Source organism: Streptomyces catenulae (assembly GCF_000718015.1).
GTDB lineage: Bacteria > Actinomycetota > Actinomycetes > Streptomycetales > Streptomycetaceae > Streptomyces > Streptomyces catenulae.
This window is the reverse complement of sequence record NZ_JODY01000001.1, coordinates 466,121-484,208: the sequence shown is the minus strand read 5'-3', so window position 1 is coordinate 484,208 and position 18,088 is coordinate 466,121. Positions and strand designations below refer to the sequence as shown.

The window sequence follows — 18,088 nt, the reverse complement described above, 5'->3', positions numbered from 1 at the left end:
CGTGCTGCCTCCTCGGCGGGCGCGGCGGTCAGGCGCGGCCCGCGATGCGGTTGATGCGGTCGACGGCCTTCTCGAAGCCGCGGGTGAGGTCGTCGCAGACGGCCTGGACGCTGCGTTCGCTGTTCATCCGGCCGACGATCTGGCCGACCGGCGTGCCCAGCAGCGGGTCGATGCCGTGGCGCTGGATACGGGAGGTGGCCTCGGCGACCAGCAGGCCCTGGAGGGGCATCGGGAGGGGGCCGGGGCCGTCCGCGGCGTCCCAGGCGTCGGTCCAGGCGGTGCGCAGCTGGCGGGCGGGTTTGCCGGTCAGGGCGCGGGAGCGGACGGTGTCGCCGGGTCCGGCGGCGAGGAGTTTGGCGGTCAGCCGCCGGGAGTGGAGTTCGGCCTCCTCGGTGGTGAGCCAGAGCGAACCGAGCCAGACGCCCTGGGCGCCGAGGGCGAGCCCGGCGGCGATCTGTTCGCCGGTGCCGATGCCTCCGGCGGCGAGCACCGGCAGCGGGTCGACGGCGGCGACGACCTCGGGGGTGAGCACCATCGTGGCGATCTCCCCGGTGTGCCCACCGGCCTCGTACCCCTGGGCGACGACGATGTCGATCCCGGCGTCGCGGTGGTGGCGGGCGTGGCGGGGGCTTCCGGCCAGGGCGGCGACGCGGATGCCGCGGTCGTGGGCGCGGGCGATGACGTCGGGCGGCGGGGAGCCGAGGGCGTTGGCGAGGAGTTTGATCGGGTGGTCGAAGGCCACGTCCAGCTGGCTGCGGGCGACCTCCTCCATCCAGCCGGTGATCCGCCAGCCGGACGTCTCGCCCTCGGGCAGCGGCGGGACGTCGTGCTCGGCGAGGATCCGTGCGACGTAGTCGCGGTGGCCGTCCGGGATCATCGCCTCGACCTCGGCCTCGGTGACGCCTTCGACCTTGCGGGCGGGCATGACGACGTCGAGCCCGTACGGCAGGCCGTCGGTGTGCGCCGTCATCCACTCCAGGTCGCGGGCGAGTTCGTCGGGCGCGGTGTAGCGGACCGCGCCGAGGACGCCGAAGCCACCGGCGCGGGTGATGGCGGCGGCGACCGCGGGGAACGGGGTGAACCCGAAGACGGCGTGCTCGACGCCCAGCGTGGTGCTCAGCTCGGTCTGCATGGGCGCAGGATGCCGCAGGGGGGCGGAGGAGGGAAGAGGTTTTCTGACGTGGCGTCAGTTCAGCGCGGGTCGGGTGGCGGGCGGCGTCCCGGACGCCCTCGTACCCCCGTGCCCCGCGCGGACGGTGCGGCGGCTCCGGCGGCTGAATCCCCGTCAGCGTGCGGCGGGGTGTCTTGACCGGCCTCCGGTGCGGTCCTAGCCTCCGGCCGTCCCCGCCCCGCTTCGTCCCTCGTGAGGTGCCCTGTGCGTATTCCTCCGGTTTCCCGTCCCGGCCGTGCCGCCGTCGCGCTGACCGCCGCGGCGGTCTGCACGACCGGCCTGCTCGCGGCCACCGCCCCGGCGTCCGCCGATCCGGCGCCCGCCGCCCGGCACAGCGCGGAGCGGTACCCCGATCTGACGCCGACCCCGCCGATGGGCTGGAACAACTGGTCGTACTACATGTGCGACGTCAGCGAGAAGGTGATCCTCGACAACGCCCGGGCGCTGGTCCGCACCGGGCTGGCGGCGAAGGGGTACGACACCGTCACCGTCGACGACTGCTGGACGCTCAAGGAGAGAGGGAAGAGCGGCGAGTTGGTGCCCGATCCGGCGAAGTTCCCGCACGGCATGGCGTACATCGGGCGGGAGTTGCACCGGATGGGCCTGAAGTACGGCATCTACGGTGACGCCGGGACGCTGACCTGCGAGAAGTACCCGGGCAGCCTCGGCCACTTCCAGCAGGACGCCGATCTCTTCGCCAGCTGGAAGGTCGACTACCTGAAGTTCGACGGCTGCAACGTGCCGACGGCGGCGGGCCGCACCAAGGAGGAGACCTACCACGACGTCTACCGGCAGATGAGCCGGGCGCTGCGCGCCACCGGCCGCCCGATCGCCTTCTCGGTCTCCGCCCCGGCGTACTTCCAGTACGAGGGCGATGCGCTCTGGCACCGGGTCATCGGCTGGTCCGGGGAGGTCGGCAACCTCTGGCGGGAGGGGCGGGACATCGCGGTGGAGAAGCACACCCCGGCCGCGAAGTGGTCCTCGATCCGCTACAACTTCGACTACAACGCGCAGTTGGCGGCGTTGCAGCGGCCGGGCCGGTGGAACGACCCGGACTTCCTGCTGGCCGGTGACTCGGGGCTGACCGAGACGGAGATCCACAGCCAGATGGCGCTGTGGGCGGTGATGGCCGCGCCGCTGATCTCCAGCACCGATCTCACCCGCCTCTCCCCCGCCGCGCTGCGGGTCCTCGGCAACAAGGAGATCATCGCCGTCGACCAGGACCCACTGGGCGTCCAGGGCGAGTTGGTGCACCACGACGAGGAGACGGCGGTGCTGGCGAAGCCGCTGCGCGGCGGCGACCGGGCCGTGGCGCTGTTCAACTCCGGTGACACGCCCCGCACGGTGTCCACCACGGCGACCGCCGCCGGACTGCCCGCCGCACACTCCTACCGGGTCCGCGATCTGACCACCGGCCGCACCACCCGCACCACCGGCCCCCTCACCGCCACCACGCTGGCGCCGCACGCGACGGCGCTGTACCGGGTGAGCGCGGAGTAACGGACGGCCCACCGGCGGACGGACCGGCGGGCGGGTCCGTCCGCCGGGGGGCCGCGCCTCGGCGGAGCCCCGCCCGGGCGCCCGCCGCGCTCCCGGGGCCGGGCGTGGCCGTCAGACCGTGGCCACCAGGAAGTCCTCGCCGCTGGACGGGCGGAGGCCGTCGGGCCGGTCGGCGAAGTAGCGGGCGCCGAGCGCGGTTCCGGCCACATGGCGGACCTCCCGGAAACCGGCCTCCCGGGCCGCCGCGAGCATCCGCTCCGGGGTGAAGAAGCTGCGGAACGGCGTTCCGGCAGCCGCCGCCTGCGGCGCGGTGGCCTCCAGCGCGGGGCGGTCGGCGGCGTCGAGGAGTTCGGTGGGCAGCAGGAACGTCAGGGCGAGCGTCGAGCCCGGGGCGAGCCCGGCGAGGCGGTGCAGGGTCGCCGTGACGGCCTCCTCGGTGAGGTACATGGTGACGCCGGTGCAGGCGACGACGGCGGGCCGGGCGGGGTCGAAGCCCGCGTCGACCAGCCGCGCCCACCAGTCGTCGCCCGCCTCGAAGTCGACCGGCACCAACCGCAGCCGGTCCGGGACGCCGTATCCGAGCGCGTCGAGGCGGCGCCGCTTCCACGCCTGGGTGCCCGGCTGGTCGATCTCGAAGATCCGCAGCCGGTCGGCGGTCTCCGGGCGGCGCTGGGCGAAGGTGTCGAGCCCGGCGCCGAGGATGACGTACTGGCCGACGCCGTCGGCGAGCCGGTCGGTGACGAGATCCTCGACGAAGCGGGCGCGGGCGACGACGGCGGCGCGGAACCCGCCGGTGCCGTGGAGATCCATGTCGCCGCGCCGCTCCCACCCGTCCTCCGGGTCGGCCAGTTGCAGCCCGGTCTCGTCGTGCAGGACCGGGGGCGCCGCGTCCGCCCGGACGTGCAGCGCCCGCCAGAGGGCGACCCGTACGGCGGTGCTGTCCGGGGTCTCGTTCGCTTCGTCCGCCACGGTGTCCGCTCCTCCTGTGTGCCGCTCCCGGCCCCGGCCCGCGGCCTGCCGGTGGCGGCGCTCCGGGCCGCCCCGGGCGAGGCTATCGCCGCGGCCCGCCCACCGGGAGCCACCGCGCGCCGGGGTGCGGCGGCGGGGCGCCCGCCCGCGGGGTCCGGGCGCCCCGCGCCCCTACCGCGGCCGGTCCGCCGTGACGAGGTAATAGTCCAGGATCCCTTCCTGATAGGCGCGCAGAAAGTTCCGCGGCCAGGTGTCCGGGGCCCACCAGCGGGCGAGCCAGCGGTCCCAGCCCGGCCAGACGTACCGTCCGATCGACGCCGCCGACACCCCGGCGAGCCCGGCGTCCGCGAACGCGTCGGTGAGGGCGCGTACCGGCCGGGCGATGTCCAGTCCGCTGTCGAAGGTCTCCAGCAGCCGGGCGAGGCGGTCGGGGCGGTCCGGCGCCTCGTCCACGGTGAAGAACCCGGCGACCGCCACCCGGCCGCCGGGCCGCAGCACCCGCGCGGTCTGCGCGGCGAAGGCGCCGAGGTCCGGGAAGTGCTGCGCCGCCTCCACGCTCACCACCACGTCGAACTCGCCGTCCCCGCACGGCATCCGCTCCGCGGCGCCCCGGACGAACCGCAGCCGCCCCGGCTCCGCCCGCAGCACCTCCGCATGGGCGGCGCGCGCCCGGCTCAGCTGCTGCGGATGGATGTCCATACCGGTGACGGCGCACCCGTACTCCCGCAGCATCACCACACATCCCGTGCCCAGCCCGCAGCCCACCTCCAGCACCCGCGCGCCGGGCCGCGGCGCGGCGGCGTCCAGGACGTGCCGGTAGAGGTCCTCCTGGCTGCGGACCCGCTCCGCCTCGCCGAGCGGGCGGTCCAGGTCGATGCCGCGCCAGTACCCGAAGTTGATGAACCCGCCGCCGAAGATCGGCTGTCCGCCCAGATCCTCCGGCCCGTAGGTCTCCCACACCACGGGCCGCATGGCGGGCCCCGTCCCCCCAGCACTCTCCGTCATCCGTGCCACACCTCCTGGAAACCGCCGTACGCGGCCCGTCCACGGGGACCGCTCGACGGGACAACGCCGGGCGGGGAGCGCGGGTGACGGGCGCGCCGCGCCCCCGGTGCGGGCTGCCGCCCGGCGGCGCGACGGATTGTCAGAAAGCTGTCAGGAACCCGTGGTGTACCGGTTGCGGCCCGCTCCGGTGGCCCGGTGCGGGGTGCGGCGTTCCTAGACTCACCGCATGTGCGCGCATGTGGTCGTCGCCGAGGACGACGCGAAACAGGCGGATCTGGTCCGCCGCTACCTGGAGCACGAGGGCCATGACGTGGTCGTCGTGCACGACGGGCCGACGGCGCTCGCCCAACTCCGGCGGCGGCCACCGGAGCTGCTGATCCTCGACGTGATGATGCCGCACATCGACGGCCTCGACGTGTGCCGGATCGTACGCGCGGAGCCGGAGCTGGCCGCCCTGCCGGTGATGATGCTGACCGCCCGTTCCACCGAGGACGATCTGCTGCTCGGCCTGGACCTGGGCGCCGACGACTATCTGACGAAACCGTTCAGCCCGCGGGAGCTGATGGCCCGCGCCCGGTCGCTGCTGCGGCGCGGCGGCCGGACGGGCGGCGGCCCGGCGGCGCCCGCGCCCGCGCCGGACCCCGTACTGCGGTCCGGGCCGCTGACCGTGGACCCCGGACGCCACGAGGTGTGGGCCCACGGCCGCCGGATCCACTGCACACCGGGCGAGTTCCGGCTGCTGGAGGTGTTGGCGTCGCGGCCGGGGCAGGTCTTCACCCGGGCGCAGATCCTGGAGCGGCTGCACGGCGTCGACCGCTACATCACCGCCCGGACCGTCGACGTCCACGTCATGAACCTCCGCAAGAAGATCGAGGAGGACCCCCGCGACGCCCGCCGCCTCCTGACGGTCTACGGCGTCGGCTACAAGCTCGTCGACGAGGAGCCGCCCGCCGACGGCCGCCGGGACACCCGCCGTGGGCGCTGACCGGGCCGGGCGCCGGGGCGGCGCCACGGAGGGGGACCCGGTGCGCCCGCCGGCCCGTTGGCGCCGTGCGCCGAGGGCGCTGCGCCGCAGTCTGCTGCTGCGGCTGCTGGCCGTCTCCGTGGTCGTCTCCGTCTGCTCGGTCGCGGCCACCGCGTATGTCGTCGTCCGGATGACGGCGGTCGCCATCCGGCAGGAGCAGGGTCAGGCGCTGGCCGACGACGCCCGGACGTACGACGCGCTGCTCGGCTACGCGGCCCGGCACCCGGACTGGTCGGACGCGGACGCCACGGTCGCCGCGCTCGCCCGCCGGACCGGCCACCGCATCGTGCTGACCGCCCGCGGCGGGTCGCGGCCGGTCGCCGACTCCGACCCGGAGCCCGGCGTACCGTTCCGGCCGCCCGCCAAACCCACCGCCGTCATCGACCCGCTCGCCGTCGACCCCGACCTGCTGCCCGGCGCGGCGGGCGACCGGATCGACGCGCGGGCGGTGGGCCCGTTCCTGCTGCCCCCGGACGAACGCACCGCCCTGGACAGCCTCGCCGCGCGCCTTCGGAGCTGTCTGCACCGGACCGGCGGCACCGACGCCCGTGTCGAACGGTTGCCGAGCGGACGGCCCCGGCTGGTGCCCCCGGCCACCAGCGCCGCCCCCGCCTGCACCACCCCGGCCCTCGGCGGCGGGCCGACGCCCACCGAGCGGAAGGCGCTCGGTGCGCTCAACACCCTCGTCAACACCTGTCTCGCCCACCGCGGCGCGCACGCCACCACCCTCACGCTGGACGGCGAGGGGCGACCGGCCGCCACCGGCCGCTGGTCCGGCGGCCCGCTGGTCTCCTCCTGCCTCGCCACCGGCCGCGCGGAACAGCTCGCGCCGTACGTGGCGCCCGCCGCGCAGCTCTACGTCTCCGCCCCGACCCGCACCGCGACCACCTTCTTCTCCCTCTCCCCGGCCAACAAGGCGCGGATCGCCGGGGGCGCGGCGCTGGTGTTGCTGGTGACCGTCGCCGTCACCGTCCTGGCGGGCATCCGGCTGGTGCGTCCGCTGCGGGCGCTGACCGCCGCGGTGCAGCGGCTGGCGGACGGCGACGCGTCCGCCCAGGTGCGGGTGGTCGGCGGCGACGAGATCGGGCGGCTGTCGGCGGCGTTCAACACGATGGCCGGGCGGCGCGCGGAGCTGGAGCGGCTCCGTAAGGCGATGGTCAGCGATGTGGCACACGAGTTGCGTACGCCGCTGAGCAACATCCGGGGCTGGCTGGAGGCGGCGGAGGACGGCGTTGTCGACAACGACGCGGAGCTGCTGGCCTCCGTGCTGGAGGAGGCCCTGCTGTTGCAGCACATCATCGACGACCTGCGCGATCTGTCGGCGGCCGACGCGGGCGAGCTGCGGCTGTCGAAGGTGCCGGTGGCGGTCGCGGACGCGCTGGCGCAGACCGCGACCGCGCACCGCGCCGACGCGGACGCGGGCGGGGTGCGGCTGACCGTCACCGCCGACGGGGTGCCGCCCGTGGCCGCGGACCCGGTCCGGCTCCGGCAGATGACCGGCAATCTGCTCTCCAACGCGATCCGGCACACGCCCCGCGGCGGCACGGTGACGCTGCGCGCGCGGGCGGCGGAGGGCTCCGTACGGATCGAGGTGGCGGACACCGGAACGGGCATCGCGGCGGACGAACTCCCGCATGTCTTCGAGCGTTTCTGGCGCGCCGAGAAGTCCCGCAGCCGACAGACCGGCGGCAGCGGTCTGGGGCTGTCGATCGTGCGGAAGCTCGCGGAGGCCCACGGCGGCACCGTCACGGCACAGAGCGCCCCGGGCGCGGGCGCCGTCTTCCGGCTCACCCTCCCGGCGGCCCGGGAACCCTCCGGGCCGGTCGGGGGCGCGGTGGCCGGACCCCACGGCGGGTCCGTCGGTGGCTGACCGCCGGGCAGCGGGCGTACCGCCTCACCGCCGTACCCGGGGCATCCCCAGGCCGATCCAGGAGATGATCTCGCGCTGGATCTCGTTGTTGCCGCCGCCGAAGGTGAAGATGACGGCGGAGCGGTAGCCGCGTTCCAGGTCGCCGTGGAGGGCGGCGCCGGTGGAGCCGTCCTTGAGGGGGCCCGCGGCGGCGAGGATCTCCATCAGCCAGGCGTAGGCGTCGCGGCGCGCCTCGGAGCCGTGGACCTTGACGGCGGAGGCGTCCTGCGGGGTGAGGGTTCCGCGTTCCAGGGCGTCGACCATCTGCCAGTTGAGGAGTTTCATCGCGTCGAGGGCGGTGTGGGTGCGGGCCAGGCGGGTGCGGACCCAGCCGAGGTCGATGACGCGGCGGCCGTCGGTGAGGCGGGTGGTGGCGGCCCAGTGCTGGACGTCGTGGAGGGCGCGGATGGCCATGGTGCCGTGGGCGGCGAGGGTGACGCGTTCGTGGTTGAGCTGGTTGGTGATGATCCGCCAGCCCTCGTTCTCCCGGCCGACGCGGCGGGCGGCGGGCACGGTGATGTGGTCGTAGTGGCTGGCGGTGGTGTCGTGTGAGGCGAGGGTGTTGATGAGGGTGCAGGAGTAGCCGGGGTCGTCGGTGGGGACGAGGAGCAGGGTGATGCCCTTGTGGGGCGGGGTGCCGTCGGCGGCGCTGCGGGTGCGGACGGCGAGCCAGACCCAGTCGGCGGTGTCGCCGTTGGTGGTCCAGATCTTCTGGCCGTCGACGACGTAGTGGCCGGTGTCCTCGTCGCCGGTGCGGACGGCGCGGGTGCGGAGCGCGGCGAGGTCGGTACCGGCGTCCGGTTCGCTGTAGCCGATGGCGAAGTCGATCTCGCCGGAGAGGATGCGGGGCAGGAAGTACGCCTTCTGCTCGTCGGTGCCGTAGCGCATGAGGGTGGGGCCGACGGTGTTGAGCGCCATCAGCGGCAGCGGGACGCCCGCCTGGGCCGCCTCGTCGAAGAAGAGGAACTGTTCCATCGGCGTCATGCCCCGGCCGCCGTACTCCTCGGGCCAGCCGACACCGAGCCAGCCGTCCGCGCCCAGGCGCCGCACGGTGGCGCGGTAGAAGCGTTTACGGGCGGCGGGGTCGGCGTCCTGGGCGTAGGTGTTCTCGGGCATCAGCTCGGCGAAGTAGCCGCGCAGTTCGGCGCGCAACCGCTGCTGTGCGGGGGTGTATGCGAGGTGCACGGCCCTGCCCTTCGTCCGGTGTCCGTACGTTCCTGTCGCCGACGGCCCGCGGCGCGACGGTTTCTGACGGGCCGTCGGCCATCGGGTCGTGGGCGGCACAGTAGAACGCGTTCCAGAAATACGGAAGGGCGCGCGCGGCCCGGCTCAGGGGGTGTGCGGCGCCGGTACCGGGTCGGGGGCCGGTCCCGGGGCGGGCCCCGGGGTCGGCGGGGCCGGGCGCGGCGGGACGGGGTCGGGCTCGGGCGGCGGGACGGGGCCGGGCACGGGATCCGGTCCCGGTGCGGGTACCGGTCCCGGCCCGGGGCCGGGCGTCGGACCGGGCGGGCCGGGGCCCGGGCCGGGGGTGGGCGGCACGGGGTCGGGGTGGGTCGGCCCGGGAGGTCCGGGCGGCTGCGGGACGGTCATGGCGCCTCCTCCTCGCGGCTCGGCGCGGGGTCCACGGCGGCGCCCGGCCCGGCCCGCCGTGCGCGGCCCCTCCCTCTCACCGTGCGCCGTCGCGGGGAGCGCCGCGACCGGGCGGGGGCAGGAGCGCGCCCGGCAGGTTCGGGGGAAACCGTGCCGGGCGCGCGTTCGGGGGCGGTCAGCCGTCCAGCAGACCGTTGGTGTCGAGGACCTGGCGGATGGCGCGCCCGGCGGCCAGCTCCTCCAGGGCGTCGTTGATGCCGGTCAGCGGCAGGGTGCCGGTGTGCATCAGCTCGACCGGCATCAGACCGGCGCGCCACAGGTCGAGGAAGCGCGGGATGTCCCGGCTGGGCACCGCGTCACCCATGTACGAACCGAGGAGCGACTTGCCCTCACCGGCGAAGGCCAGGGCCGGTACCTCCAGCGTACGGCCGGGGGCGGGCAGCCCCACCGAGACGACCTTGCCGCCGCGGCCGACCACGTCCAGGCAGGCGGCCATCACCGCGGGCGACCCGACCGCCTCGACGGCGATCTCCGCGCCGCCCGAGGTCAGCTCGCGGATCGCGGCCGGAGCCTCGTCGGGGGCGTAGGCGTGCGAGGCGCCCAGCCGCAGCGCCAGTTCACGCTTCTCGGCGACCGGGTCGACGGCGACGACCGGGTACGCCCCGGCGGCGCGGGCGCCGAGCACCGCGGAGAGCCCGACGCCGCCGAGCCCGTAGACGACGGCGGACTGGCCCGGGCGCAGCGCCGCGGTGTTGATGACCGCACCGGCGCCGGTGAGGACCGCGCAGCCGAACATCGAGGCGACGGCGAACGGGATGTCGCGGGCTATCGGGACCAGGGATTCCTGGGCGACGACGGCGTGTTCGGCGAAGGCGGAGACGCCCAGCTGGTGGTGGACGCGTTCGCCCGCCGCGTCGGTCAGCAGGGACGGGCCGTGCAGCAGTCCGCCGGAGCCGTTGGCCGCCGCGGCGGCGGCGCAGAGCGCGGGGCGGCCCTGGGCGCAGTCGGCGCAGGAGCCGCAGCTCGGCACGAAGACCAGCGCGACATGGTCGCCCGCGGTGACCCGGCGGACACCGGGACCGGCCTCGACGACCACACCGACCGCCTCGTGGCCGAGCGCCATGGGCAGCGGGCGGACCCGGTCGCCGTTGACGACGGAGAGGTCGGAGTGGCAGAGCGAGGCCGCGGCGATCTTCACCAGGACCTCGCCCTCGCGGGGCGCCCCCAGCTCCAGCTCCTCGACGGCGACGGGGGCGGTGGTGGCGTACGGGCGGTCGGTGGAGACGGCCCGCAGGACGGCGGCGCGGGTCCTCATGCGGTCACCTCCGCGCGCGGTGCGCAGCGCAGCACCTCGCGGCTCTCCAGCAGCGGGACGACCTTGCCGAGGACGAGGTCCTGGAAGTGGGCGGAGGCGCAGTGCGCGGCGAAGTCGGCCTCGGTGCGGTACTCCTCGTAGAGCGCGAGGTCGCGGGGGTCCTCGGTGCCCTGGTGGACGCGGTAGCCCAGGCAGCCCTCCTCGGCGCGGGAGGCGGTGGCCATGGCGTCGAGGAGCGGCAGGACGGTGTCCTGGGCGTCGGGCAGGGTGCGGTAGCGGGCGATGACCACGTATGTCATGGGGGGTTACTCCTGGGAGGCGGCGGGCCGCTTGAGGGCGGACGGCGGGACCGGCGGGAGCTGGTCGCGGCGCAGGTGCCAGAGGCGGGGGTCGGAGGTGGCGGCGGCGACCGCGCCCTGGGCCAGCGCCAGGGCGACGTCCGCCGGGGACTCCACGAAGCCCGCCGCGATCGACGGGGACATGGCGCGGCGGGACCGGTCGTTCATCCGGCCGATGATCGGGGCGGGCATGACCTCGACGAGGTCGGGGGCGCCGCGGGAGACGGCGTCCAGGGAGCGGCGCAGGTTGGAACGGTCGGTGACGAAGACCTTCATGACGGTCAGCAGGCCGAGCGGCCGGCCCTTCTCTATGAGGGAGAGGCGGGTGCTCACCACGCCGTGGGCGCCGAGGTCCTTGAGGAATTCGAGCGCGCCCCGGTCCTGGGCGAGGCCCGGGCTGGAGTCGACGTTGACGAACACGGCCTTCCCCGCCCGGCCCAGCGCCGGGACGACCTGGGGCAGCTGCCCCACGGCGAACGACGCGAGGATGCACATCCTGGCCGGTGCGGTCAGGAACTGGCGCAGCGGCTGGCTGCCGACGACCGAGGCGACCACCGGGACCTCGGCGAGGGCCGAGGTGAGCCGGGGGTCGAGCGGGGCGCCGGACCGGGGAGAGGGGGCCATGGCGGAGCCTTCCGGTGGAGTGGCCTTTCCCGTCGAGAAAGGGCGGAGGGAGACCGGAGCCGCCGGGCGGCCCGGTGGGGACCGGGCCGCCCGGGCGCGTTCCGGGTCAGCTCAGCGGGGACGTCCCGAAGCGGCTGGGCAGGCCCAGTTTGCCAGGGTTGAGGATGCCGTCCGGGTCCAGGGCGTTCTTCACCGCGACGAAGGTGGCGAACCCGGCGCCGAGCGATTCCTCCAGGTAGGGGCCGCGCAGCAGCCCGCAGCCGTGGTGGTGGCTGAGCGCCGCGCGGTGCTTGATGAGGACACCGTTGGCGGCGTCCCACACCGCGCGGTACCAGTCCCGGCGCGCCTCGGGTGCGACGTCCCCGCGGAGCGAGAAGTAGACGCAGGCGCCGTCGGTGTAGGCGTGGGACTGGTGGGCGGAGGCGGCGAGGGTGCCCTCGACGGACTGGATGGCGGCGACCACCTCGTCGTAGATGACCGGCAGGTCGGTCCAGGAGGCGGCCATCTCCAGCGTGTCGGCGACGAAGCCGGGGCCGGGGGTGAAGCCGTCCGCGGACTTGCCGACCAGCATCCGCTCGTCCAGCCAGCGCGCGAAGACCGCGTCACTGTCCAGCTCGGGGCCGTACGCGGCGCAGACGTCGGCGGCCACGGCGATCGAGGCGTCGACGATCGTGGGGTCGCCCTCGTCGGCGATGAGCAGCAGGTTGGTCTCGGGGTGGCCGAAGTGGGTGCCCGACTCCAGGGTGTCGTAGAGGCGGAGCACGGCGGGGGTGGCGCCGCGCTGCATGATCTTGCGGCAGGCGTCCAGGCCCTCGGCGAAGGTGGCGAAGCCGAAGGCGACGGCCTTGGCGTAGCTGGGCAGCGGGTGGACGCGGAGGCGGGCGCCGACGATGACGCCGAGGGTGCCCTCGGAGCCGATGAAGAGCTGGCGCAGGTCCGGGCCGACGGCGGCGCGGGCGTAGTCGCCGTAGGTGGCGCGGGTGCCGTCGGCGTGGATCACGTCGACGCCGACGACCATGTCCTCGATCTTGCCGTAGCGGGTGGAGAGCTGACCGGCGCCGCGGCAGGCGATCCAGCCGCCGACGGTGGAGACGGCGAACGCGGACGGCCAGTGGCCGGTGGTGACGCCGTACTCCTCCTGGAGCTGCTTCTCGAAGAGGTCGCCGAACATGCCCGCCTGGACGTCGACGATGTTCGACTCGGCGTCGAAGCCGGTGATGGCGTCGAGCCCGCAGACGTCCAGGACGACGCCGCCGAAGACGGGCAGCGCCGCGCCGGTGACGTTGGAGCGCCCGGCGGAGGGGGTGACGGGGATACCGGCCTCGTGGCAGATGCGCAGCACGGCGGCGATCTGGTCGGCGTCGGCGGCCTCGACGATCACGGCGTCCGGGGTGGCCGGGCGGCCCTCGGTCTCGCCGATCATCGAACCGGCCCACCAGTCGCGGGTACGGGTGACGACCTCCTCACGGGTGGTGTGCACGGCGTGGGCGGCGCCGCGCAGCTCCTCGATCACGGCCTCGGGGACCTCGACCGGCTCGCCCTGGAGCGCGGCCGGGCCGTCGCCGACCGGCCGGTCCTTGGCCCATTTGGCGAAGCTGGGGGCGCCGACCGTGTAGTTGCCGCGGTTGAAGGGGTGGGTGATGGTCTGACGGCTGATCATGCTGCTGCTCCTTCGAGGAGGACGGTCTTTTCGTGGCGGACGGAGTCGAGGTACGCGGCGACCGAGCGGTCCACCTCGTCCTGGGTGAGGCCCAGTTCCTGCCCGAGCAGGGCGCCGACGACCGGGGCGGCCTCGGCGGAGGCGTCGCGGGCGAAGAGCCGGGCGCGGGTGCGGCGGGAGAGGACGTCGTCGACGGAGCGGGCCAGTTCGGCGCGGGCGGCGTAGACGACCTCGGCCTTGGTGTAGGGCTGTCCGGCGACGACCGGGTCGGCGAGCGAGGGGTCGTCCTGGATGAGGTCGCCGACGAAGCGGGCCTCGGTGCCGTAGCGCTCGCCGAGGTGGGCGGCGAGGCCGCCGGACGCGGCGACCGCCTCGGCGTCGTAGCCCGCGCCGCCGAGCAGCGGGAGCTTGACGGTGCGGCTGGGGGCCTTGCGGCCGAGGACGGTCATCACCTTGTCGATGACCAGCTCGCCCATGTGGCGGCTGGTGGTGAGCTTGCCGCCGGTGACGGTGACCATGCCGCCGGTGCCGATCGTGATGTGGTGGTCGCGGCGCATGTCGAGGGTGGCCCCCTCCTTGCCGCCGACCAGCGGGCGCAGACCGCCGATGGAGCCGGTGACGTCGTCGGGGGTGAGCCTGCCCTCGAAGGCGGTGTTGGCGCCCTCCAGCAGGAACTCCATCTCCTGCCGGGTGCAGTGCACATCGTCCGGCGAGCCCCGGTAGTCCTCGTCGGTGGTGCCGAGGACGACGCTGTTGCCCCAGCGGGTGCAGGTGGCGCGGCGGGCGCGGCCGGGGATCGGCACGGTGACGGTGCAGTTGATACGGACCTTGTCCCACGGCACCACGATGTGCACGCCCTTGGCGGGGCGGACCTGCGGCGCGTGGCCCTCGTCGGCCATCGCGTCGACCTGGTCGGCCCAGACGCCGGTGGCGTTGACGACGGCGCGGGCGCGGATCTCGAAGTCGTCGCCGTCGGCGGTGACCCGGGCGCCGGACGCCTTCCCGCCCGCCATCAGCAGCCCGGTGGCCGCGGCGCCGTTGAGGACCTTCGCGCCGAGCGCCGCCGCGGTCCGGACGAGGGTGAGGACGAGGCGGGCGTCGTCGGTGCGGGCGTCGAAGTACACCAGGCCGCCCTTGAGGTTCTCCGCGCGCAGCGTCGGCGCCTGCGCCAGGACCTCGGGGACGGTGAGCCGCTGGTGGAGCTTGCCGATGCGCCAGCCGCCGACCAGGTCGTACGTCCACAGCAGGCCCTCGAAGCCCTTGGCGAGGCGGGCGTCGAAGACCCCCTCCTTCTCCAGGATCGGGAAGAGGAACGGCAGCCGGTGGACCAGGTGCGGGGCGTTCTTGCGGAAGCGGTGGCGCTCCAGGAGGGAGTGGCGGACGAGGTTGACGTTGCCCTGTTCGATGTAGCGCAGACCGCCGTGGATCATCTTCGAGGACTTCGACGAGGTGCCGGAGGCGAAGTCGTCCTTCTCGATCAGTGCGGCGCGCAGCCCGCGCGAGGCCGCGTCGAGCACGGCGTACGCACCGGTGACGCCGCCGCCGATGACGAGGACGTCGTAGGTCTCGTCGGCGAGGTCGCGCTTGATCGCCGCGCGGTCGAGCAGCAGGGCCGATCGGCGGGTCGCCGCGGCGCTGCGCCGCGGCTTCCGGGCGGGCATGGTGATCACAACATCAACTCCTGGTGTTCCTCGGCGACGGCCCGGGGGTCGGCCGGGCCGTCCGGATGACGGCGCGCGGGCCGTCAGTGGGGGGTGTGCGGGGGCAGGGCACTTTCGTGCAGGTGGGCGGCGAGCAGGTGGTACCAGTCGGCGCGGCTGCGGTCGCGGTCCGCGGCGGCGAGGGCGGGGGTGAAGATCCGGCCCCGCGGCTGGGCCTCGACGATCTCGTCGAGCGAGGACCACAGCCCCTGGGCGACGCCCGCGAGGTAGGCGGTGCCGCGCAGGCTGGCGGTGGCGGAGTCGGCGGCGCGCTCCAGCGGCAGTCCGGTCAGATCGGCCTGGATCTGCATCAGCGGGTCGCTGCCGGAGACGCCGCCGCCGACCCGCAGCCGGGTGAAGGGCGCGCCCATGGTGTCGGCGACCCCGTCGATGAGGTCGCAGACGGAGTGGGCGATGCCCTCCAGGACGGCGCGGGCGAGGTCGGCGCGGGTGGTGGCGAGGGTGAGTCCGGTGAGCGCCGCGGTGGCCTCCGGATGCCAGACGGGCGTACGGACCCCGGCGAGCGCCGGGACGAAGCGCGGGGTGCGGCCGGGCCGGGACGGCACCCGCCCGGCCTCCTCCCCCAGCTCCTTCGGCGAGGCGAAGAGGCCGAGGTCGTCGCAGAGCCAGCGCAGGGCGGAGCCCGCGGTGGAGGTGTACGCCTCCAGGCTGAAGTGGCTGGTGTCGCCCTGCCGCCGGCCCGGTTGGGCGAGCACCCCGGAGATGTCGGGCCGGGGCAGGGCGGGTTCGGTGCCGGTCGCTGCGTCGACGAAGGCGCCGGTTCCGTACATGCACATGCCCTGGCCCGCGGCGAGTCCGCCGAGGGCGATGAGGGCGGCGTGCTGGTCGCCCATGGAGGCGGCGACGGGGACGGCGATGCCGAGGGCGGCCGGGTCGGTGGTGCCGAACCCGGCGTCGTCGGAGCGCAGCTCGGGCAGGAGGTCGAGGGGGAAGCCGAGGTGGCCGATCCACTCCTCGTCCCAGGCGTGCGCGCCGAGCAGATAGCCGCCGCTGGACGCCGCGTTGGTGGGGGTGGTGGCGTGGACGGCGCCGCCGGTCAGCCGCCAGATGAGCCAGGTGTCGACGGTGCCGAAGCGGAGCCGTCCGGCGCGGTGGGCGGCGGCGACCTGGGGGTGCGCGGCGATCTGCCGGGCGGCCCAGAGGAAGGGCGCGCGGGCGCCGACCGGCCGGCCCTGGCGGGCCAGCAGGCGGGCGTCCCACTCGGCCTCGTAGCCGGTCAGCTCGTGGGCGTACCGCCGGTCCTGCCACACCACGGCGGGCAGCAGCGGCTCGCCGGTGGCGGCGTCCCACAGCATGGCGGTGGCCCGCTGGGTGGAGAGGGCGACCGCGGTGATCTCGATGCCGTCCTCGCGGGCACCGGCGACGGCGCGCCGGGCCACGTCGAGGGTGGCGGTCCAGATCTCCGCCGGGTCCTGCTCGACGGCCAGGTCGTCCGGGTGGCTGACCGCGATCGAGCGGTAGAACACCTGGTGGGCGGCGCCGGAGTCGAGGACGACTCCGGCCCGGGTGCCCGTGGTGCCTTCGTCGATGGCCAGCACACCGCGCCGGGAGGCGGCGCCGGTGAACGTCTGCGTCATAGCGGCCCTTTCACTTACGAGCGTGCGGTACGGGGGCGAGCGATCATCGTGTGCCGGGGCGGGGCCCGGCCCCGGTCAGCGCGCGGGGGCGGCGGGGGCGGTTTCCGGCGCGGCGGCCAGGTCGTGGGCCGCGGCCTCGTCCGGGGAGATCCCGGCCTTGGTCGGGTCCCACTTGATGACCAGGCAGGTGATCAGGCCCAGCAGCGGCACGACGGAGAGCACCAGGAAGGTCCCGGCCAGCCCGAGCGCGTCCTTGATCTGCGGGAAGACGTACAGCCCGACGACGCTGCCGAAGCTGCCGACCATGCCGGTGACGCCGGTGCCCAGGGCCCGTACGTCGCTGCTGTACGAGAGGGCGGCGATGGACTTGCCGTTGGCGCCGGGGCCCGCCGCGTGGCAGAGGATGAAGACCACGGGCAGCAGGAACGCGACGGCCAGCGGCACCTTCCCGAAGGTCAGGCCCATCGCGACGAGGGCGACGAAGACCCCGGCGAACCCGGCGGCGGAGCTGAGCCGCAGGCCCAGGCGGCGCCCGGCGTAGGCGGAGAGGAGGCCGCCGATGATGCCGAAGGCGTTGAAGACCATGGAGCCGACGGTGGCCTTCTCGAAGCTCTCGCCGAAGATCGACAGGCTGATGACCGGGAGGTACCAGCCGACCGCGAAGTACTGCATCGACTGCCCGAGGGAGATCACCGAGGAGAGGACGGTACGCGGCAGGTAGGCGCCCTTGAAGAGGACTCCGGCCTGGCGGAAGCCGGGCGCCGGGGCGGCGGTGGCGGCGCGGGTGGCCTCGTCGGGGCGTCCGGCGACGGCCTTGATGCCGTAGAGCTTGTCGAGGTTGGCGACGGCGTCGTCCAGGCGTCCCTTGCCCGCCAGCCAGGTCGGGCTCTCCTTGAGCATCGCCCACTGGCCGACCAGCAGGACGACGGCGACGACCGCGGCGGAGCCGACGGACCAGCGCCAGATGTCCGCGCCGACGTCCAGGTGGAAGAAGACCAGTGCCAGGGCGAGGTTGCTGGTGGTGGCGACGTACCAGACGGCCTGCCAGAGGTTGAGGCGGCCGCCCTGCTTCGCCGGCGTGTACTCGGCGAGCAGCGCCATCGCCACCGCGAAGTCGATGCCGTAGGCGACGCCGACCAGGACGCGGCCGAGCCAGACGACGGTGAAGTCCCCGGCGAACGCGGCGAGCAGGGCACCGGCGATGGCGAAGACCTTGGCGAGCAGCAGCGGGGGGACGCGGCCGAAGCGGGTGGCGAGCCAGCCGCCGGCCGGGTTGAAGAGGATCGCCAGCGCGGGGGCGGTGGCGGTGAGGACCGAGACCTGGGTGCTGGTCAGGTGCATCTGGGTCGTCATCGGGCCCAGTCCGGCGCTGAGCGCGGCGTTGGAGTAGGCGTCGAGGAAGAGCCCGCCGAAGACGAGGAACCAGACGACCTGCGCGCGGCCGGTGATCTTTCCCAGGCCATCGATGAGGCCGACGACGTCGGCGACGCCGTTGACGCTCGGACGTTGTGCCATGAATCCGCCTCTGAAGGAAGGACCCATCGGTGGCGGGGAGAGAAGAAAGACAGGCATGACGAAACCACCGACAGGTGGTCTATGTCTGTGCCTGTCCAAAAATCTGCGGAAAGCGCCGCAGCACGTTTACTGCAAGGTACGAACTACGAGCGAGGTTAAGAACGGATCAG

At 74.6% G+C, this 18,088-nt stretch carries 14 protein-coding genes; 3 read left to right on the top strand and 11 right to left on the bottom strand.

Features of this window, described 5'->3' with window-relative positions; translation table 11 throughout:
* Window positions 1–28: 28 nt before the first annotated feature.
* Entirely contained in the window at window positions 29–1,132 is a 1,104-nt protein-coding gene (locus IF23_RS0102155; protein ID WP_030279111.1) for an NAD(P)H-dependent flavin oxidoreductase, read from the bottom strand.
* 243 nt (window positions 1,133–1,375) lie between these two features.
* Between IF23_RS0102155 and IF23_RS0102150 the strand changes: the two genes are divergently transcribed.
* Complete coding sequence (locus tag IF23_RS0102150) at window positions 1,376–2,671, top strand: glycoside hydrolase family 27 protein (protein ID WP_030279110.1); 1,296 nt, start codon at window positions 1,376–1,378, stop codon at window positions 2,669–2,671.
* Window positions 2,672–2,782: 111 nt separating this feature from the next.
* On the opposite strand, the gene IF23_RS0102145 is transcribed toward IF23_RS0102150, so the two are convergent.
* Window positions 2,783–3,640 (bottom strand): class I SAM-dependent methyltransferase, encoded by an 858-nt coding sequence (locus IF23_RS0102145; RefSeq protein WP_030279108.1) that lies wholly within the window; start codon window positions 3,638–3,640, stop codon window positions 2,783–2,785.
* Between the two features lie 171 nt (window positions 3,641–3,811).
* Window positions 3,812–4,645 (bottom strand): class I SAM-dependent methyltransferase, encoded by an 834-nt coding sequence (locus tag IF23_RS0102140; RefSeq protein ID WP_030279107.1) that lies wholly within the window; start codon window positions 4,643–4,645, stop codon window positions 3,812–3,814.
* Between the two features lie 226 nt (window positions 4,646–4,871).
* Between IF23_RS0102140 and IF23_RS0102135 the strand changes: the two genes are divergently transcribed.
* Together IF23_RS0102135 and IF23_RS0102130 are read left to right on the top strand one after the other, a co-directional pair.
* A complete protein-coding gene (locus tag IF23_RS0102135; RefSeq protein WP_030279105.1) occupies window positions 4,872–5,630 on the top strand; it encodes a response regulator transcription factor in 759 nt (252 codons plus the stop codon).
* 40 nt (window positions 5,631–5,670) lie between these two features.
* A complete protein-coding gene (locus IF23_RS0102130; protein WP_051739119.1) occupies window positions 5,671–7,539 on the top strand; it encodes a sensor histidine kinase in 1,869 nt (622 codons plus the stop codon).
* A gap of 24 nt (window positions 7,540–7,563) precedes the next feature.
* Here the strand turns inward: IF23_RS0102130 and IF23_RS0102125 are convergent, their stop codons facing one another.
* From IF23_RS0102125 to IF23_RS0102090, 8 genes are all read right to left on the bottom strand, one after another.
* Window positions 7,564–8,763 carry an acyl-CoA dehydrogenase family protein gene (locus tag IF23_RS0102125; protein WP_030279101.1) on the bottom strand — a complete coding sequence of 400 codons (1,200 nt, stop codon included), beginning with the start codon at window positions 8,761–8,763 and terminating at the stop codon, window positions 7,564–7,566.
* Window positions 8,764–9,343: 580 nt separating this feature from the next.
* Complete coding sequence (locus IF23_RS0102120; RefSeq protein WP_030279099.1) at window positions 9,344–10,483, bottom strand: zinc-binding dehydrogenase; 1,140 nt, start codon at window positions 10,481–10,483, stop codon at window positions 9,344–9,346.
* Window positions 10,480–10,782, bottom strand: a complete 303-nt coding sequence (locus IF23_RS0102115; protein WP_030279097.1) for a putative quinol monooxygenase — start codon at window positions 10,780–10,782, stop codon at window positions 10,480–10,482. The genes IF23_RS0102120 and IF23_RS0102115 overlap by 4 nt, the downstream gene beginning before the upstream one ends.
* 6 nt (window positions 10,783–10,788) lie before the next feature.
* Window positions 10,789–11,445, bottom strand: a complete 657-nt coding sequence (locus IF23_RS0102110) for a glycerol-3-phosphate responsive antiterminator (RefSeq protein ID WP_030279095.1) — start codon at window positions 11,443–11,445, stop codon at window positions 10,789–10,791.
* Window positions 11,446–11,551: 106 nt separating this feature from the next.
* Window positions 11,552–13,105: an FAD-binding oxidoreductase gene (locus tag IF23_RS0102105; protein WP_030279093.1), complete on the bottom strand. Its 1,554-nt coding sequence runs from the start codon at window positions 13,103–13,105 to the stop codon at window positions 11,552–11,554.
* Window positions 13,102–14,775, bottom strand: coding sequence for a glycerol-3-phosphate dehydrogenase/oxidase (locus IF23_RS0102100; protein ID WP_030279092.1), 1,674 nt, complete (start codon window positions 14,773–14,775; stop codon window positions 13,102–13,104). Before IF23_RS0102100 ends, IF23_RS0102105 begins: the two co-directional genes overlap by 4 nt.
* A 74-nt stretch (window positions 14,776–14,849) precedes the next feature.
* Window positions 14,850–16,403, bottom strand: coding sequence for an FGGY family carbohydrate kinase (locus IF23_RS0102095; protein ID WP_030279090.1), 1,554 nt, complete (start codon window positions 16,401–16,403; stop codon window positions 14,850–14,852).
* Between the two features lie 75 nt (window positions 16,404–16,478).
* Window positions 16,479–17,918 (bottom strand): MFS transporter, encoded by a 1,440-nt coding sequence (locus tag IF23_RS0102090; RefSeq protein ID WP_051739096.1) that lies wholly within the window; start codon window positions 17,916–17,918, stop codon window positions 16,479–16,481.
* Window positions 17,919–18,088: the final 170 nt, after the last annotated feature.